13 protein-coding genes are annotated in these 16,935 nt (G+C 29.4%); all 13 read left to right on the plus strand.

Annotated elements, in window-relative coordinates; translation table 11 throughout:
* Window positions 1–1,893: 1,893 nt before the first annotated feature.
* The 13 genes from CURI_RS05115 to malQ all read left to right on the plus strand — a co-directional run bounded on the left by CURI_RS05115 (window position 1,894) and on the right by malQ (window position 16,931).
* Entirely contained in the window at window positions 1,894–2,439 is a 546-nt protein-coding gene (locus CURI_RS05115; RefSeq protein ID WP_014967163.1) for a flavodoxin domain-containing protein, read from the plus strand.
* A 25-nt stretch (window positions 2,440–2,464) separates the two neighbouring features.
* The gene (locus tag CURI_RS05120) at window positions 2,465–3,178 is read left to right on the plus strand and encodes a M48 family metallopeptidase (RefSeq protein ID WP_014967164.1); all 714 of its coding nucleotides are present in this window, start codon (window positions 2,465–2,467) and stop codon (window positions 3,176–3,178) included.
* Between the two features lie 76 nt (window positions 3,179–3,254).
* Entirely contained in the window at window positions 3,255–4,289 is a 1,035-nt protein-coding gene (locus CURI_RS05125; RefSeq protein ID WP_338028505.1) for a DNA polymerase IV, read from the plus strand.
* Window positions 4,290–4,438: 149 nt separating this feature from the next.
* Window positions 4,439–5,860 (plus strand): glycoside hydrolase family 10-like protein, encoded by a 1,422-nt coding sequence (locus tag CURI_RS05130; RefSeq protein ID WP_014967166.1) that lies wholly within the window; start codon window positions 4,439–4,441, stop codon window positions 5,858–5,860.
* A 164-nt stretch (window positions 5,861–6,024) separates the two neighbouring features.
* Window positions 6,025–6,984 (plus strand): glycosyl hydrolase family 18 protein, encoded by a 960-nt coding sequence (locus CURI_RS05135; protein ID WP_014967167.1) that lies wholly within the window; start codon window positions 6,025–6,027, stop codon window positions 6,982–6,984.
* A complete protein-coding gene (locus CURI_RS14975; protein ID WP_014967168.1) occupies window positions 6,936–7,412 on the plus strand; it encodes a copper amine oxidase N-terminal domain-containing protein in 477 nt (158 codons plus the stop codon). The genes CURI_RS05135 and CURI_RS14975 overlap by 49 nt, the downstream gene beginning before the upstream one ends.
* A 414-nt stretch (window positions 7,413–7,826) precedes the next feature.
* On the plus strand, window positions 7,827–9,026 hold the full coding sequence (locus CURI_RS05145; RefSeq protein WP_014967169.1) for a quaternary amine ABC transporter ATP-binding protein: 1,200 nt from the start codon (window positions 7,827–7,829) through the stop codon (window positions 9,024–9,026).
* The gene (locus tag CURI_RS05150) at window positions 9,019–9,861 is read left to right on the plus strand and encodes an ABC transporter permease (protein ID WP_014967170.1); all 843 of its coding nucleotides are present in this window, start codon (window positions 9,019–9,021) and stop codon (window positions 9,859–9,861) included. The genes CURI_RS05145 and CURI_RS05150 overlap by 8 nt, the downstream gene beginning before the upstream one ends.
* A 21-nt stretch (window positions 9,862–9,882) precedes the next feature.
* A complete protein-coding gene (locus tag CURI_RS05155) occupies window positions 9,883–10,800 on the plus strand; it encodes a glycine betaine ABC transporter substrate-binding protein (RefSeq protein WP_014967171.1) in 918 nt (305 codons plus the stop codon).
* Between the two features lie 395 nt (window positions 10,801–11,195).
* Window positions 11,196–12,185, plus strand: a complete 990-nt coding sequence (locus CURI_RS05160; protein WP_014967172.1) for an AI-2E family transporter — start codon at window positions 11,196–11,198, stop codon at window positions 12,183–12,185.
* Window positions 12,186–12,433: 248 nt separating this feature from the next.
* On the plus strand, window positions 12,434–14,119 hold the full coding sequence (locus CURI_RS05165; RefSeq protein WP_014967173.1) for a hydantoinase/oxoprolinase family protein: 1,686 nt from the start codon (window positions 12,434–12,436) through the stop codon (window positions 14,117–14,119).
* Window positions 14,112–15,428, plus strand: a complete 1,317-nt coding sequence (locus tag CURI_RS05170; RefSeq protein ID WP_014967174.1) for a histone deacetylase family protein — start codon at window positions 14,112–14,114, stop codon at window positions 15,426–15,428. The genes CURI_RS05165 and CURI_RS05170 overlap by 8 nt, the downstream gene beginning before the upstream one ends.
* Before the next feature lie 18 nt (window positions 15,429–15,446).
* A complete protein-coding gene (malQ, locus tag CURI_RS05175) occupies window positions 15,447–16,931 on the plus strand; it encodes a 4-alpha-glucanotransferase (protein WP_014967175.1) in 1,485 nt (494 codons plus the stop codon).
* Window positions 16,932–16,935: the final 4 nt, after the last annotated feature.

The following is a 16,935-nucleotide window of genomic DNA, read 5'->3' on the forward strand; positions in this document are numbered from 1 at the left end:
TAAGTAGAAAATGCGAAGAGCTTAAATACTAGGTAAAAAGACGTATATAAAATATTAGAAACTAAATATATAAAATAATTAAGAATACTATAGTAGATTTATTTAATTTTACTCATTGTGATAGATAAAACTAATTATCTATCAGAAAAATATTACAATGTATAAGGGTAGACTAATTTTAGGAAATTATAATTAATATATGGATTACTTATCCAAATGTTATGACCTAAAATCTTAGTTTTGAGTCTTGTTATTAATCTTCATAGAGACTTTGCTTTAACTTTATTATAGCAAGTCGTTCAGATAGTTAAGAATGAAGTTTCTATCCTTTAAAAATTGATTGATTAAAGGACTTTGGAAATTGAGATTTACCTTTTTATCTTTTCATAGAAATTAAGTATATTTCTTTTTATGTTTTAATTCAAAAGCTAATTTTTTACTTATATAACTTTTGTCTCTTACAATGATTAAAGAATTAGATGGTGAAACTAAGTTTCAAGCAACGTTAGAGTTATTTCCACTAGTATCGATTAAAACGAAGTCTGTAATGTAATTATCTAGAGTGAATAACATATGAACCTTAAAACCAATATAGGCTTCTTTTTTAGATAAACATTTATCGTAAGTTGATATTCTCTCAAAAGCCTTATGAAATACAGCTCTACAGATTTACAAATGGGTATAGGTATACTATCAATTATTCTACGGGTATGACTTGGATATTTAAACTTAGAAGAAAGCCTTTTTCTAATTTTATCTACAATAGAATGTAGATTTATATGAGTTCTGTTTAATATAATTCTATGTCGGAATTAGAGAATAAATCAAATGAATTTTTTCTAAAAAAGTTAAACAAATCTTTCTTAGAATCTATATATAGTAAATTACCTACAATGTTAATAGTAATAATTTCGTTATTGGATAAAATTAAATAATTTACATTTTTATGAAATTTAATATATTCTGAAGTAAATTCTTGGTATATGCCATGAATGACTACATAGGTTAGCAAGAAAAAATCCTTTAAATTTTCTAATTCTTTGATAGAATATTTAGATAACTATAACATATGTTATTCCCTATCTTTATTTCGCTGAGGTTATCAATGATAGGTCAACATAATTGCTAGAATTTTTTATTAGTAAGTTTTACTAGCATAATAGGTTAACCTATATAGAACGGTGTAAATATGAATTCGATGAAGTATCTGGTCATCTTTCCATACCAATAGTTTCCACAGGATTAGGAGATATATTAATTCCAATAAAATTATTAAATACACTAAATAATATAAATCCTGATTTCAATAAGATACTAGACTTTAGTAGAAAGCAAAATTCTGTAGGATATCATCTATTTACGTTAGAAACAAGAAATGATTCAATAGCTCATTGTAGAAACTTCTCTCCTTTATATGATATTCCTGAAGAAGACGCGCAAAACTTAGTCTTTGAACAAGGATACTCTATGAACAGACCTTCAAAGATTTTAAGTAACTTAACAATTGAGAATGAAGAAATTAAAAAGGTAAAGGTTGGAGGTACTGCCTTAAACATTGAAGAAAAAATTATAAGAATATAACAAAATTAAAACTACCTCTATCATTTGGTAAAAATATGATATAATGAGCATGTGGAAATAAATTGTAATGAAACAGTTATTTAGAATTAAATAATATTATATATGCGACCTCTTAAAACTCAACTTGATAGGGTAAAAAGTATTATAATCTGAGTAGATATGTCAATAAAATGAAGGGCAGATAAAACTTATACTTGTTGTAAATCAGCTGAAGAAACAATTGGATTTATTTCACCATATGTTAAAAAGATATGATGAAGATAAATGAAAGTGATTTGAAGAATATTAACTAGAGCTTTGGGGGAGGTATTCATGAGTAAAGTAGCTATTTTATATAAATCGAAGTATGGTAGCACTAAAAGGTATGCGGAATGGATATCAAATGATCTGAATGCTGATTTATTTGAATATTCAGAGATTAAAGCTGAGAATTTATTAGCATATGATACAATAATATTTGGTGGGGGACTTTATGCAAGTGGTATTAATGGTATAAGACTTATAACTGAAAACTTTCACTCTTTAAAAACCAAAAATATAGTGGTCTTTACAGTAGGTCTTGCTTCAATAGATGATAAAGAGATTTTTAAACCAACCATTGCAAAAAGTTGTACAGAAGAAATGCGTAAAAAGATAAAGTTTTTTCATGCTCGTGGAGGAATAGACTACAAGAAACTAAACTTTGTTCATAGAGCTATGATGGCAATGGTTAAGAGAATGACTTCTAAGAAAAAAGTAGAAGAACTATCAGATGATGATAAAGTTTTGTTAGAAACATATGGTGATAAGGTCGATTTTACTGATATAAGAATGATAGAACCATTAGTTTCGTATGTTAAAAATCTTACTATGAGCTAAAAGATATAAGTTAAGGAGTTTTTAAATGAGATTAGGATTTATGCACGGAACAAGATATATAGAATTTGACGTAGCTTTTAGAAAGAGAAAAACTATACAAATATCCATAACACCCCCGAATGAAATAAAAGTATCAGTACCAAGAGGTATGAGTGAAGAAAATATAATTGATATAGTAAAAATAAAAGCGAATTGGATAGAGAAGAAAATACTTTATTTTAAAGATATAAAATATGAAAAGATTAATAGAAAATTTATAAACAATGAACCCTTCATGTATTTAGGAAGAAGCTACCTACTCCAGATAGAAGTTGATAAGAATATAAAAGATCCACAGGTAAAATTATTCCAAGGCAAAATTTATGTATATACTAGTATAAAAGATAAACGTATAATTCAAGGAGCTATGGAAAAGTGGTACAGAGAGAAAACCAAAGAAAAAGTCGAGGAGAGAGTAAAATACTACTTACATCTTTTTAAAAAAGAACCAAGATCAATACGAATAAAACAGCAAAAAAGGATATGGGCAAGCTGTACTTACAGAGACGATCTTTTGTTTAATTGGAGATGTGTAATGGCTAGACCAGATGTACTTGACTACATAATAGTTCATGAAATGTGTCATATGCATCATAAAAATCATTCTAAAGACTATTGGAATATGGTAGAATCTATAATACCAGACTATAGAGATAAAAAAGAATGGCTTAAAATTCATGGATATAAGATGATTTTATAGATGTTAAGATTATTAAAGAAGAGAGTGATTCTAAATTTATTCTTATAAAGACTTAACTCAAGCAAAAAATTTAAAAATCATTCATTTAGATATGGATGCTTTCTACGCATCTGTTGAAGAGGTAGACAACCCTAAGCTTAAAGGACTTCCAGTAATAGTAGGGGGACAAAGTGAACATGGTGTTGTAACTACTGCTAATTATCATGCTAGAAGATATGGTGTACACTCTGCTATGCCAGGATTTATAGCTAGACAGAGATGTCCTAATGGACAATTTTTACCTGTCAGAATGGAAAGGTATAAAGAAGTTTCTAGACAAGTATTTGGTATACTATATGAGATCGCAGACTTAATAGAGCCAGTATCTATAGATGAAGCATATCTTGATGTTTCTAATATAGAGAAAAATCCATTAGAGATAGTTGAGGAGATAAAATATAAAGTACTAAAAGAGACGGGATTAACTATGTCTAGGGGGATATCGTATAATAAGTTTTTAGCTAAGCTTGCATCTGACTGGAATAAGCCAAATGGAATAAAAATAATAACTAAAGAAATGGTGCCAGATATATTGTTGCCGCTTTCAGTTAGCTCAGTACATGGAATAGGCAAAAAATCTTCTCAAAAGCTAAATAATATAGGCATATATACAATTAAAGAACTTATGAGATTACCGGAAGATTTTCTAGTAGATTTCTTTGGAAAGTCTGGTAGAGAAATATATAATAGAATTCGCGGTATAGATAATAGAACTGTTAACATATCTTCTGAAAGAAAGTCTATAGGAGTAGAGAGAACATTTACAAATCATACAAAGAATAAAGAAATATTACAAGAATACTTATATAAATTTTCATTAGAACTAGAGCTTTCATTGAAGAGTAAAGAAATGCAAGCTAAAACAATAACATTAAAAATCAAGGATACAAATTTTAGAACTCAAACTAGAGGTATTACTTTAAGTAATCATATTACATCCTCTAAGGAGATATTTAATATTTCTAAAAATCTTTTAAAAGAGGTAAGTATAAGTGCTGATATTAGACTGATTGGTTTATCTGTTTCAAATCTTTTAACCATAAAGATTGAACAACTATCGATTTTTGACTAGTATATATTGAATAAAAAAATTGAGTAATATACTAAAAGACTATATAATAAATAATAGGGTAACACATATACTTATGAAATGCTTATAATATAATCTTAGAAATACATAATCTTCTAAGGTTAAATCTTTATAAATTGGAGTGAACAAATATGCATAAGAAAATTTTAAAGTTTTTAACGGTATGTACTGTATCTTTAACTATAATTTCAAGTAGTGCTATTAATACAAGTTCTAGCTATGCAGAAATGGAGTATTTAAAAAAATATCAAACTAACGAAATAATTTCGGTAAGAGGAGAACCAGTACAAATACCTAAAGAAGTTAAACAACAAAATGAACAATTTAGAGGAGTTTGGGTATCGACTGTATTTAATTTAGACTTCCCTTCAAAGAAACGAATGAGTGAAAAAGAATATAAAGATGAGTACATAAAGCTTTTAGATAACTTAGAAAGTTTAAATATGAACGCTGTGATATTTCAAGTTAGAAGTAAATCGGATGCATTTTATCCATCAAATATTAATCCTTGGTCAGAATATCTTACTGGAACTCAAGGGACAAGCCCTAATTGGGATCCACTTAAATGGATGATAGAAGAGACTCACAAAAGAAACATGGAGTTTCATGCTTGGTTTAATCCTTATAGAGTAACTACAGGTAAAGAAAAGTTAACAGAACTATCACCTAATAACTGGGCAAGACAAAATCCTCATACTGTATTTAGTTTTCAAGATAAGCTATACTTAAATCCGGGAGAGCCTGAAGTAGTAAAGCATATAAATGATAGTGTAATGGAAGTGGTTCAAAATTATGATATAGATGCTGTTCATTTTGACGATTATTTTTATCCTTATGGAGGTGTCAAAGATAATTGGTATGCTGAAGAAGAAAAAATAACATTTGAAAAATATGGACAGGGCTTCAGTAGTGTATCAGAGTGGAGAAGAAATAATGTAGATAACTTAATACTTAATCTACATAACTCGATATCATCTTATAATAAAGAGAATAATAAAGATGTTCAATTTGGAATTAGTCCTTTTGGAATATGGGGACATAAAGAAACTCATCCAGAAGGAAGTAAAGAAGGTACTGGATCATTAACTCCAACTTCATCTCAAGCTTCTTACGATAATTTATTTGCAGATACAAGAAAATGGGTAAAAAATAACTGGATAGATTATATCGCACCACAGATATATTGGACATTTGACACAAAAGCAGCACCTTATGGAGAATTAGTACATTGGTGGGCTGATGTTGTAAAAGATACTGATGTGAACTTATATATTGGACATGCTTCATATAAAAAAGCTGATAAAAATAATAAGGATGTAAGCTGGAATAATCCTAAAGAAATATCGAATCAACTTAAGTTCAATAGTATGTATGACGAAGTAAAAGGAAGTATATTTTTTAGATATAAGAATCTTTTAGAAAGTGAACAAAATGCTGCAGCAAATAATGAATTTATAAAAATTCTTAGAGAACAGCATTTTAATAATAAAGCTTTACTTCCATCTAAAGTAAAAGAGCTCTCTAAAGATGTTGAAAATGGTGGAGAACAATAATTTAAGAAATAAAGCAAAAACTCTTTTCTGTTATATTTATAACAGAAAAGAGTTTTTGCTTTATTTGATATTTTATAGTGTATATTACAATTAAGTAACAAAATATAGAAATTGAGAAAAATGTGATACAATAAATAAAACATCAATAGAAGGAGGAAAATTCTATGTTCAAGAATAAAAAGTTTTACTGCATAGCACTAGCACTTATATGCGTAATGTCCTTAGCAACTAATTTCACTTATGCACTTTCAAAAAGTGATGAAGAATTTAAGGTGATTGGATATTATTCAGAAATATTTGATGATCCTATAGAAGGTAATATTCAATTTGATAAATTAACTCATATTATTTATGCATTCTTAATTCCTAGGGAAGATGGATCTTTAGTTGAACTTGAGAAACCTGAAAAATTAAAAGAGCTAGTAGAAAAAGGTCATGAAAATAATGTTAAAATAATAATAGCAGTAGGTGGATGGTTATATCAGAATATGCCGCTAGCACCCAACTTTGAAAAAATGGCGTCCACATATGAATCAAGAAAAGTTTTCATAGATAATTTAATGGACTTCATAGATGAATATAATGTTGATGGAGTTGAGATTGATTGGGAACATCCAACTTTAGGGCAGTCTGCTCAAAACTATGAAAGCTTAGTAGTGGAAATGAGTGATAGATTAAAAGAAAAAGGAAAATCTCTAACTGCTGCACTTAATGGAGCTTGGTCTAATACTGAAGGACCAGAGGCATCTAAAGCTATATCTGCCAAATGCTTAGAAAAGTTTGACTGGATTAGTGTTATGGCTTATGACATGAATAATGAGCAACATAGTCCAGTTTGGTTTGCTAACACTTCCATACAATACTGGTTAAATAGAAATGTTCCAAAAAGAAAAATAGCTATAGGAATGCCATTATACGCTTTACCTAGTTGGAAACAATATAGGCATCTAGTAGAAGAAAATAGAGAAAATGCATATAAAGACTATGTAAAAGGTGATCCATTAGATTCACACTACAATGGAATAAACACAATAAAAGAAAAACTAGACTTGCACTTAAAACAGCTGGTGGGGTTATGTTATTTGATATTAATGAAGATACTCATGATGATACAAGTATTGTAAGTGCTATAGATGATACTATAAAAGAGTTTAGAAGTCAGACACAAGAAGAAATTGATAATAAAATATATTTTACTATAGATGGACATGAACTAAAGTTTACAGACGATAGTATGGGAATGCCTTTCACGGATAAAAACAATAGGATAATGGTACCAATAAGAAAGCCTCTTGAAATGATTAACGCAGAAGTTGAATTCGATGCCAAAAGAAATAAAGCCATAGCTAAAAAAGATAGTTTACTTGTAGAAGTTCCAATAAATGAAGATTATATTAAGGTAAATGGCAGAATAATAAATATGGATACTAAAGCTATTATAAAAGATAATAGAACTTATGTGCCTTTAAGATATGTATTTGAAGCACTTAACTACAAAGTAGAATGGCATGGAGAAACTAAAACTGCTGTTATAACAAACTCAAATATATAGAAATAAAATTAAAAGGAGTAGACTTTGAAAATTAATCTAAAGTCTACTCCTTTTAATTTTATTTTGAGAATATATTTTTATTAAAAAGACACTAAATAAAATAAATAACTTTTAGATATATGCAATAAATATTATGAAAAATATAATAATTTTGCAAACTAATACAGATTGTATAATAAAAAACGGAAACCTTATAAAGGAATATAATGCAATAAAATGACTTTAAAAAAATGGAGAGATCGATATAAACAGATTTTGCCAGAGTTATTCAGAGGATTAATAAGAAAATACTAGTAATTTTGTATACAGAATAAGTCAGACATGTACATAAAGTAATACATACATATTTAAAGTTTGAGGTCGGGGATAAAAACTTAGTATGATATATATAACGATAAAGTGAGAGGTGAACATATGATTAAAGTTCAAGTTAAAAATCTAACTAAGATATTTGGAAAAAACCCAAAACAAGCACTAAAACTTTTAGAAGAAGGAAAGACAAAAAAAGAAATTCTAAAAGAAACACAAATGACTTTAGGTGTAAATCAAGCTTGTTTCGATATATATAGTGGAGAGATTTTTGTGATTATGGGATTATCAGGAAGTGGAAAATCAACTCTTATAAGATTGATAAATCGCTTAATAGAACCTACTACAGGAAATATTCTGATAGATGGTAAAGATTTAGCTAAAATGAATAAGAATGAGCTAAGAAGTACAAGAAGAAAAAAACTTAGTATGGTATTTCAGAAATTTGCTTTATTTCCTCATCGTACTGTTTTAGAGAATGTAGGATATGGATTAGAGGTACAAGGAATCAATAAGAAAGATATAAGGGATAATGCTATAAGTTCATTAAAATTAGTAGGACTAGAGGGATATGAGGAACAATATCCACAACAATTGTCTGGAGGTATGCAACAAAGGGTAGGTCTTGCAAGAGCTTTAGCAAATGATCCAGATATACTGCTAATGGATGAAGCATTTTCTGCATTAGATCCTTTAATTAGAAAAGAAATGCAAGATGAACTTATAGATCTTCAATCTACTATGCAAAAAACTATTATATTTATAACTCATGACTTAGATGAAGCTTTAAAGATAGGTGACAGAATAGCCTTAATGAAGGATGGAGAAATTGTTCAAGTTGGAACTCCAGAAGAGATAATGACAAGTCCGGCTAATGCTTACGTTAAAAAATTTGTTGAAGATGTTGATAGATCTAAAATCCTTTCAGCTCAAAATGTTATGATACGTGCAGAAACTATAGATATAGAAAGACATGGTCCACGCGTTGCACTGCAGCGTATGAAACAAATGGGTATTTCAAGTATTCATGTAGTTAATAAGCGAAATGAATTTTTTGGAGTTGTAACAGCAGAAGCAGCTTCTGAGGCTATTAAACAAGGTGTTAAAGATATTCATGATATTATAGATAGAAATGCGCCTAAAGTTGATCCAGACCTAGCTTTGAGTGATTTATTTGAATTGATTTATAATACACCTGTGCCTATATCAGTAGTTCAAGATAAGATTTTAAAAGGAATAATTATTAGAGGTTCTGTTTTAGCAGCTCTTTCTGGAAATGGAAATGGGGTGAGAGTTGATGAGTAATATTCCTCAAATCCCTTTGGTTAAATGGATAGACTTTATTGTACTATGGTTAAGAAAAAATGCACAATGGTTTTTTGAACCTATAAAAAATACTCTTAATAGTATTGTTAATACTTTAAGTGAAGCCTTAATACTCATACCACCATTCGTATTCATTATTATAATAGTACTATTTGCTATATACGTTAATAAGAAAAAGTGGGGCTTACCTATTTTTGTTTTACTTGGATTACTATTGATAAAAAATCTTGATTACTGGGAAGACACTATGATTACACTTTCACTAATTCTAACATCAAGTTTAATCTCCATTATAATAGGTGTACCTCTTGGAATATGGATGTCAAAGAATAATATTGTAGAGTCTGTTATTACTCCAGTGCTAGACTTTATGCAAACTATGCCAGCATTTGTTTACTTAATACCTGCTGTATCATTTTTTGGAATTGGAATGGTACCTGGTGTTATCGCATCAGTGATATTTTCAATGCCTCCTGTCGTAAGATTAACTAATCTTGGAATTCGTGAGGTGTCTGAAGACTTGATAGAGGCAGCAGATGCTTTTGGATCTACTAATATACAAAAATTATTTAAGGTACAATTACCAATGGCAAAAAGTACTATTATGGCAGGAATTAATCAAACTATTATGCTAGCACTATCTATGGTTGTAGTTGCATCTATGATAGGTGCAGAAGGTCTAGGAGTAGAAGTGTTTAGAGCTGTTACAAGAAATGAAGCTGGACAAGGATTTGCTTCGGGATTATCTATGGTGATACTTGCCATAATACTAGATCGAATTACTCAATCACTAACTAAAGAGAAAAACTATTAAAATTAATTAGGGGGAAAATATATGTTTAAAAAGAATTTAAGAAATATAGGAATCCTAGTTTGTATATTCCTAACCTTAGCTGTAGCTGGATGTAGCAAAAATGATGCAAATAAAGGATCATCAGAAGGGAACTTAGAAAATAATAAGGAAAAATCATTAGCAGAGGAATTAGACTATAAGATTACAGGTATTGATGCAGGTGCAGGGATAATGGAAGCTACTGAAAAGTGTATTGAAGATTATGGATTAGACTTTAAGGCACAAACTAGTTCAGGAGCTGTTATGACACAAGCACTAGGGGATGCAATTGAAAATAAGAAACCTATAATAGTTACTGCTTGGACACCTCATTGGAAATTCGCTAAATACGACTTAAAATACTTGGAAGATCCAAAGGGATCTTTTGGTGGAGAGGAAAAGATTCATACAATTGCTAATTCAAAATTAAAAGAAAAGAATCCAGAGGCTTATAAGATATTAGATCAGTTTTATTGGAAAGCTGAAGATATGGAATCTGTTATGTTAGAAATAAACGATGGAAAGGATATAGATAAAGCTGTATCAGATTGGGTGAACAATAATAAAGATAAAGTAAGTGAATGGACAAAGGGAGTAGAAAAAGTAGATGGGAAAAAGGTTAAATTAGCTTATGTTGCCTGGGACTCTGAGATTGCATCTACTAATGTTATTGGTAAAGTATTAGAAGATATGGGACATGATGTTACTCTAACACAAGTTGAAGTAGGGCCTATGTGGGCTTCTGTAGCTACTGGAGATTCTGATGCTATTGTTGCAGCATGGCTGCCAGGAACACATAAGAAGTATATGATAGACTACAAGGATCAAATAGAAGACTTAGGACCAAATTTAGAAGGTGCAAAAATTGGTTTAGCAGTTCCAACATATGTAGAAATTAATTCTATTGAAGACTTAAAATAAGTAAGAATACAGAAAACACCTAATATATTAGACATTTAGTGTGAAGACAAAGTAACAAAAACCCGTGAACTTTCTTGTAAAACAAAAAGTATTTACGGGTTTTTGTGTTGAATACATACTGCATCAAACTTTATTAGACGTTATCTATGCTTATAATAAATTCAAACAATAAGAGAACTCAGTTAAAAATGCACTTCATTGACGAACTTGTAATCAAAGATTATTCTATATAGGGAAGAAACTCAGAGAAACGTATATAATTACTTAAGTAAATTCTAGCTTTATCTATACAAACTATTAGCAAATAGGCCTCAAAATGTATTATAATTATAGTATACAAAAATACATATTCAAGGATTTATAACAAAATATTTAATAGACAGGGGCCTCAGAAAATGCCAAAGATAATAGAAAGTGATTTTTTTAAAAAGGTAATAGCAACTCTTATTTTAATTGCAGTCCTATTCCTCATTAAAGGATTTATAGGTCTTATCCTGCTTACTATGATAGAAATTGTATTAGTACTAAAATTATCAGAGTTCATTTCAAAAATATTCAAAAATAAGTTTAAGAACAAAAGAACAATAAATATTTTCTCGTTCATATTGCTACTAGGTATAGCTATACTATTTTTAATGTCGTTTGTACCTAGTATAATAAATCAAGTTATACCTATAGTTAAGAGAATTAATTTCAGTGATGTTGAAAATATAGAGTTATTTTTAAAAAAATATAATATAAATTTCATTACAATAGACATGATAACTAGTCAGTTTCAGAATATTCAAAATATGATAGTAAAAATGTTATCTCAAATACAAAAAATAAGTTATAATGCATTTTTATCTATAGTACTATCATTTGTTTTTATTTCTGATAATAACTCAATAAAGACTTTTTTAAGAAAGTTTGAAAACTGTAAATACAGCTATTACTATAATTTTTATAAAAGTTTGTCTGAAAAGTTTTCTAATTCTTTCGTAAAAGTAATAGAGGCTCAGTTAATAATAGCTCTTGTAAATGCATTGCTATCGATAATAATACTTACATTTTTCGGTTTTCCAGATGTAATGAGCTTAGGTTTTATGATATTTATATTAGGTCTAATTCCTGTTGCTGGTGTGATACTATCAACAATACCTTTATGTATAATTGCATTTCAACTAGGTGGCTTATCTAAAGTTATACTAGTCATAGTTATGATACTGATTTTACATGCATTTGAAAGTTATTTCTTAAATCCTAAGATAATGTCTACTAAAATGAAACTACCAATATTTTTGGTCTTTTTAATTTTAGTTATTTCTGAGCATTTAATGGGAACATGGGGTCTGATAATGGGAATACCGTTGTTTACATTCATAGTAGAACTAATAACTGAATAAAGTAATAAATAAAAATGGCCTTCTATATTTCAATTAAGAGGGCTTTATTTATATAAGATTTTCTGAATAAGATCGTTTTAGTTGAATCTTTTAGGCTTATAGAGATGAGATGATATTTTATTTAAATAGAGTTTTACAAATAAATAGTTAATAAAGTGGATATGAACATTGAGTAAGTCGTTAAGAAACTTATAGGAATAATATGGAGTTGATAATGTTAGACTATAAAGAGAAAGGGGAATATAGAATTGATAATAGGATTAGATGTTGGTGGAACCAATATAGATGCAGTTATAATATATAATAAGGAAATTATAAATAAAGTAAAAAAGCCGTTATATAATAATGATTTGTTACAGTCTATCTTAGAGACACTAGACGAGCTTTTGTTAGATCATGATAAATCAAAAATAGAAAGAGTAAACTTGAGTACTACAGTATGCACAAATGCTATAGTAAAAAATGAAATATCATCTGTAGGTATGTTTATTCAAAGTGGCCCAGGACTCTTAGTAGATTTTCTAGCTTGTGGACAAGAAAACAAATTTCTAAAAGGATCTATAGATCATAGGGGAAGATTAGTAAAAGATTTAGATATGGAAGAAATAGAGGAAGGTATAAACCTATTTAAGAAAAATAATATAGAAGCTTGTGGAGTAGTCACTAAATTCTCTACTAGAAATCCAAGTTTAGAAACAGAAATTAAAGATATTACAGATAGATATTTTAGATTCACAACAACGGGACATAGTATGTCAGGAAAACTTAATTTTCCACGTAGAGTATATACAACCTATTTAAATTCAGCGGTACATAAAACATTTAATGACTTTTCTAATAAGATAATAGAATCCTTAAGAAAACAAAATATAAATGCACCAGTATATATACTAAAGGCTGACGGAGGAACAATGGATATTAAATATGCTGAGAAAAAGCCAGTTGAAACTATATTATCGGGTCCAGCAGCTAGCTTTATGGGAATAAGTGCTTTGCTTCCTACGGACGTTGATAGTATATTTCTAGATATAGGGGGAACCACTACAGATATATTTTTTCTAGCTGATGGAGTTCCTTTATTTGAACCATTAGGTATAAAAATAGATAAATATAATACTTTAGTAAGAAGTATATATAGCGTATCTATAGGATTAGGTGGAGATAGCAGTATAAATGCGGAAGATGGTAAGCTGAAAATAGGACCTAAAAAAGAAGCTATACCTTATTCTTTAGGAGGAAATAACCCTACACCAACAGACGCTATGATATATTTAGGACTCATAAATGATGGGGATAAACATAAAGCAAAAGATATTATGAATAATCTTGGAAGTGAGCTGGCAATATCAGGAGAAGATACTGCAAGGTTAATACTAGACACTATGGCAGATATCATAAAAAGTAAAGTAGATGAACTTCTAGAAGAAATAAATAGCAAACCAGTTTATACAGTTAAAGAGGTTCTTTATGGTAGAAAAATAGAGCCAAAGCTTATAAATATAATAGGCGGACCTGCTAAAAGTTTAGTTGGAGTATTAGAAAAAAGATTTAATATACCATGTAATTATCCTGAAAATTATCATATAGCTAATGCTGTAGGAGCTGCTTTAGCAGGAACTACTAAAGATATAACTATCTTAGCAGATACAGAAAGAAAAACACTATCTATTCCAGAGCTAGATATATATAAGCAGATAAATACTAAATACAACTTAAAACTAGCTAAAAAACAAGCTGTGGAATTATTAAAAAACAGTGTAGAGTTAAGTGATGGTACAAGTGAAAATATGAGTGATAAAGATATAGAAATAACTGAAGAAAGTAGCTTTAATATGATAGAAGGATATTATAAGACTGGAGAAAATATAAGAGTACAGGCACAGATTAAACCAGGACTTATATATAGACTAAGGAGTGAAAATAAAAATGATTAAAGCTAAAAATAAACTAGGAATAGTTTTCTTTCCTGCTTTTGACTGGGCTATTAGTCCAAGTCATCCAGAAAGAGAAGAAAGGCTTTTATATACACAAGATCAAATATTTGAAGAAGGAATTGAGGATATTGAGGGCATTAAATTCTTCAATCCAGTTATAGCAGAAAAAAAAGATATAGAAAGGGTTCACTTCTGTGTACCAGATGTAGAAGAAAGACTTACAAAGTCCCATCTAGTATCTGTGGGGGGAGCTATTAGAGCTGCTCAAGCAGTGATGAATGGTGAAGTTGATAAGTCATTTGCACTTATAAGACCTCCAGGACATCATGCACATAGAGTAGTTTATGGAGATAGAGGTTTCTGTATAGTAAATATGGAAGCAATAATGATTGAAAATATGAGAAAAAATAATCCAGATTTAAGGATTGCAATAGTAGACAGTGATTGTCATCACGGAGATGGGACTCAAGATATATACTGGAATGATAAAAATACTTTATTTATTTCATTTCATCAAGATGGAAGAACATTATATCCTGGTACAGGATCTATAGATGAATTTGGAGGACCCTCGGCATATGGATATAATGTAAATATTCCCTTACCTCCAGAAACAGGAGAAGAAGGATTTGCATATGTACTAGACAACGTAGTCTTACCTATATTAGATGAGTATAAACCAGATATAATTATAAATTCAGCTGGACAAGATAATCACTATACAGATCCAATAACAAATATGAACTTTACAGCTCAAGGATATGCTGAGTTAAGTCGTAAGTTAAATCCTGATATAGCAGTTCTTGAAGGAGGATATTCAATAGAAGGAGCCCTTCCCTATGTTAATTTAGGAATAATTTTAGCCATGGCTGGACTTGACTATTCACAAGTACATGAACATGATTATGATAAAGAAAAATTAAAGCAGAGTAGAGATATAACAAAATATATAGAGCGAGTTTCTGAAGAAGTCTATAGCAAGTGGAAAAATCGTGACAAACTTAGAAAAGAGAAATATGAAGGTAGAGAGTATATAGAGCAATCTAGACAAATATATTACGATACTGATGGAATAACAGAAAATCAAAAACAAGTATTTTTTACATGCAATAAATGTAGTGGATTAAATACAATAAACTCTACTAGTAGTACTAGATTTCACATACTTGCAATAACTATACCTAGAGATGCATGCTCAAGCTGCTTAGATAAGGGATATAAACTATATAAAGATACTTTATTAGATAACTTTACAAATGTATATCTTCAAGATAAAGTTAATGATAAATATTATGCTAAATCTAAATAAATTGAGGTGAGTTATATATTGAAAAGAAGTAGTGGTATACTTATGAGTATAACATCATTACCAAATGCATACGGGATAGGAACTTTTGGAAAAGAAGCCTACGAATTTGTAGATTTTTTAAATAAAAGTGGTCAATCTTATTGGCAAGTATTACCACTGAATCCAACTAGCTTTGGTGACTCACCATATCAGAGTCCTTCAGCTTTTGCTGGGAATCCATATTTTATAGATTTTGAACTCTTAGAGAGGGACAATTTATTAAAGAAAAGTGACTATGAGTTTATTGATTTTGGATGTGACGAAGAAAGAATTGATTATGAAAAGATATTTAAAAATAAGATGAAAGTTTTAAGAATAGCTTTTACAAATAAAGATGAAATAGAAGATGAAGATATAAAAAAGTTTAGAAAAGAAAATCAATACTGGGTAGAAGACTATGCACTTTACATGGCACTTAAATATAAGTTTGATTTAAAATCGTGGCAAGACTGGGATAAAGATATAAAGATAAGAGAAAAAGAGAAAGTGAATTATTATAAAAAGAAACTTAAAGAAGAGATAGATTACTGGATATTTATTCAGTTTTTATTTTTTAAACAATGGAACAACTTAAAAGACTATGCCAATAGAAAAAGAATAAAGATAATAGGAGATGTACCAATATATGTAGCAGAAGACAGTGCAGACACTTGGGCAAATAGCGAAATTTTTTTATTAGATGATAACAGAGTTCCCATAGTTGTATCAGGAGTCCCGCCAGATGGATTTAGTTCTGATGGACAATTATGGGGTAATCCAATATATAATTGGGACTTATTAGAAGAAAGAAATTTTGATTGGTGGATAGAGAGACTTACTATGAATCTTAATCTATATGATGTAATAAGAATAGATCACTTTAGAGGGTTTGAGTCTTATTGGCAAGTTAAATACGGAGAAAGAACAGCAGTAAATGGAGAATGGGTTAAGGGACCAAATATAAGGTTTTTTAAAACTGTCTATAATTGCTTAGGAAATATTCCAATTATAGTAGAGGATTTAGGATATTTAACTAAAGAAGTACTAGAATTGAGGGACAAATTAGGATATCCAGGTATGAAGATCCTACAGTTTGCATTTGATTCAGATGAAAACAATGACTACTTACCACACAACTATGATAGAAACTGTGTAGCATATACGGGAACACATGATAATAATACAGTAATAGGATGGCTTGATAACACTGATAGAAGAGTATTAGAGTTTTGTAGTAAATATTTAGGACTAAATCAAGAGGAAGGTTATAACTGGGGAATGATAAGAGGTACTTGGGCTTCAATTGCAAACTTATCAATAGCTCAGCTACAAGATTTTTTATCTATAGATAGTAAAGGAAGAATGAATATACCATCTAAAGTTGATGGCAATTGGCAATGGAGATTGAAAAAGGAACAACTGACAAGTGATTTAGCAGAAAAAATATATTCTCTTACCAAAATGTATAGACGAATAAGAGATTAATAAG

It is taken from the genome of Gottschalkia acidurici 9a, assembly GCF_000299355.1.
GTDB lineage: Bacteria > Bacillota > Clostridia > Tissierellales > Gottschalkiaceae > Gottschalkia > Gottschalkia acidurici.

Excerpts from the sequence above, each read along its gene's own strand:
- CURI_RS05155 (WP_014967171.1), top strand. The coding sequence starts at position 9,883 with ATGTTTAAAAAGAATTTAAGAAATATAGGAATCCTAGTTTGTATATTC.
- CURI_RS05145 (WP_014967169.1), top strand. The coding sequence starts at position 7,827 with ATGATTAAAGTTCAAGTTAAAAATCTAACTAAGATATTTGGAAAAAAC.
- CURI_RS05160 (WP_014967172.1), top strand. The coding sequence starts at position 11,196 with ATGCCAAAGATAATAGAAAGTGATTTTTTTAAAAAGGTAATAGCAACT.
- CURI_RS05170 (WP_014967174.1), top strand. The coding sequence starts at position 14,112 with ATGATTAAAGCTAAAAATAAACTAGGAATAGTTTTCTTTCCTGCTTTT.
- CURI_RS05115 (WP_014967163.1), top strand. The coding sequence starts at position 1,894 with ATGAGTAAAGTAGCTATTTTATATAAATCGAAGTATGGTAGCACTAAA.
- CURI_RS05135 (WP_014967167.1), top strand. The coding sequence starts at position 6,025 with ATGTTCAAGAATAAAAAGTTTTACTGCATAGCACTAGCACTTATATGC.
- CURI_RS05130 (WP_014967166.1), top strand. The coding sequence starts at position 4,439 with ATGCATAAGAAAATTTTAAAGTTTTTAACGGTATGTACTGTATCTTTA.
- CURI_RS14975 (WP_014967168.1), top strand. The coding sequence starts at position 6,936 with ATGTTATTTGATATTAATGAAGATACTCATGATGATACAAGTATTGTA.
- CURI_RS05150 (WP_014967170.1), top strand. The coding sequence starts at position 9,019 with ATGAGTAATATTCCTCAAATCCCTTTGGTTAAATGGATAGACTTTATT.
- CURI_RS05120 (WP_014967164.1), top strand. The coding sequence starts at position 2,465 with ATGAGATTAGGATTTATGCACGGAACAAGATATATAGAATTTGACGTA.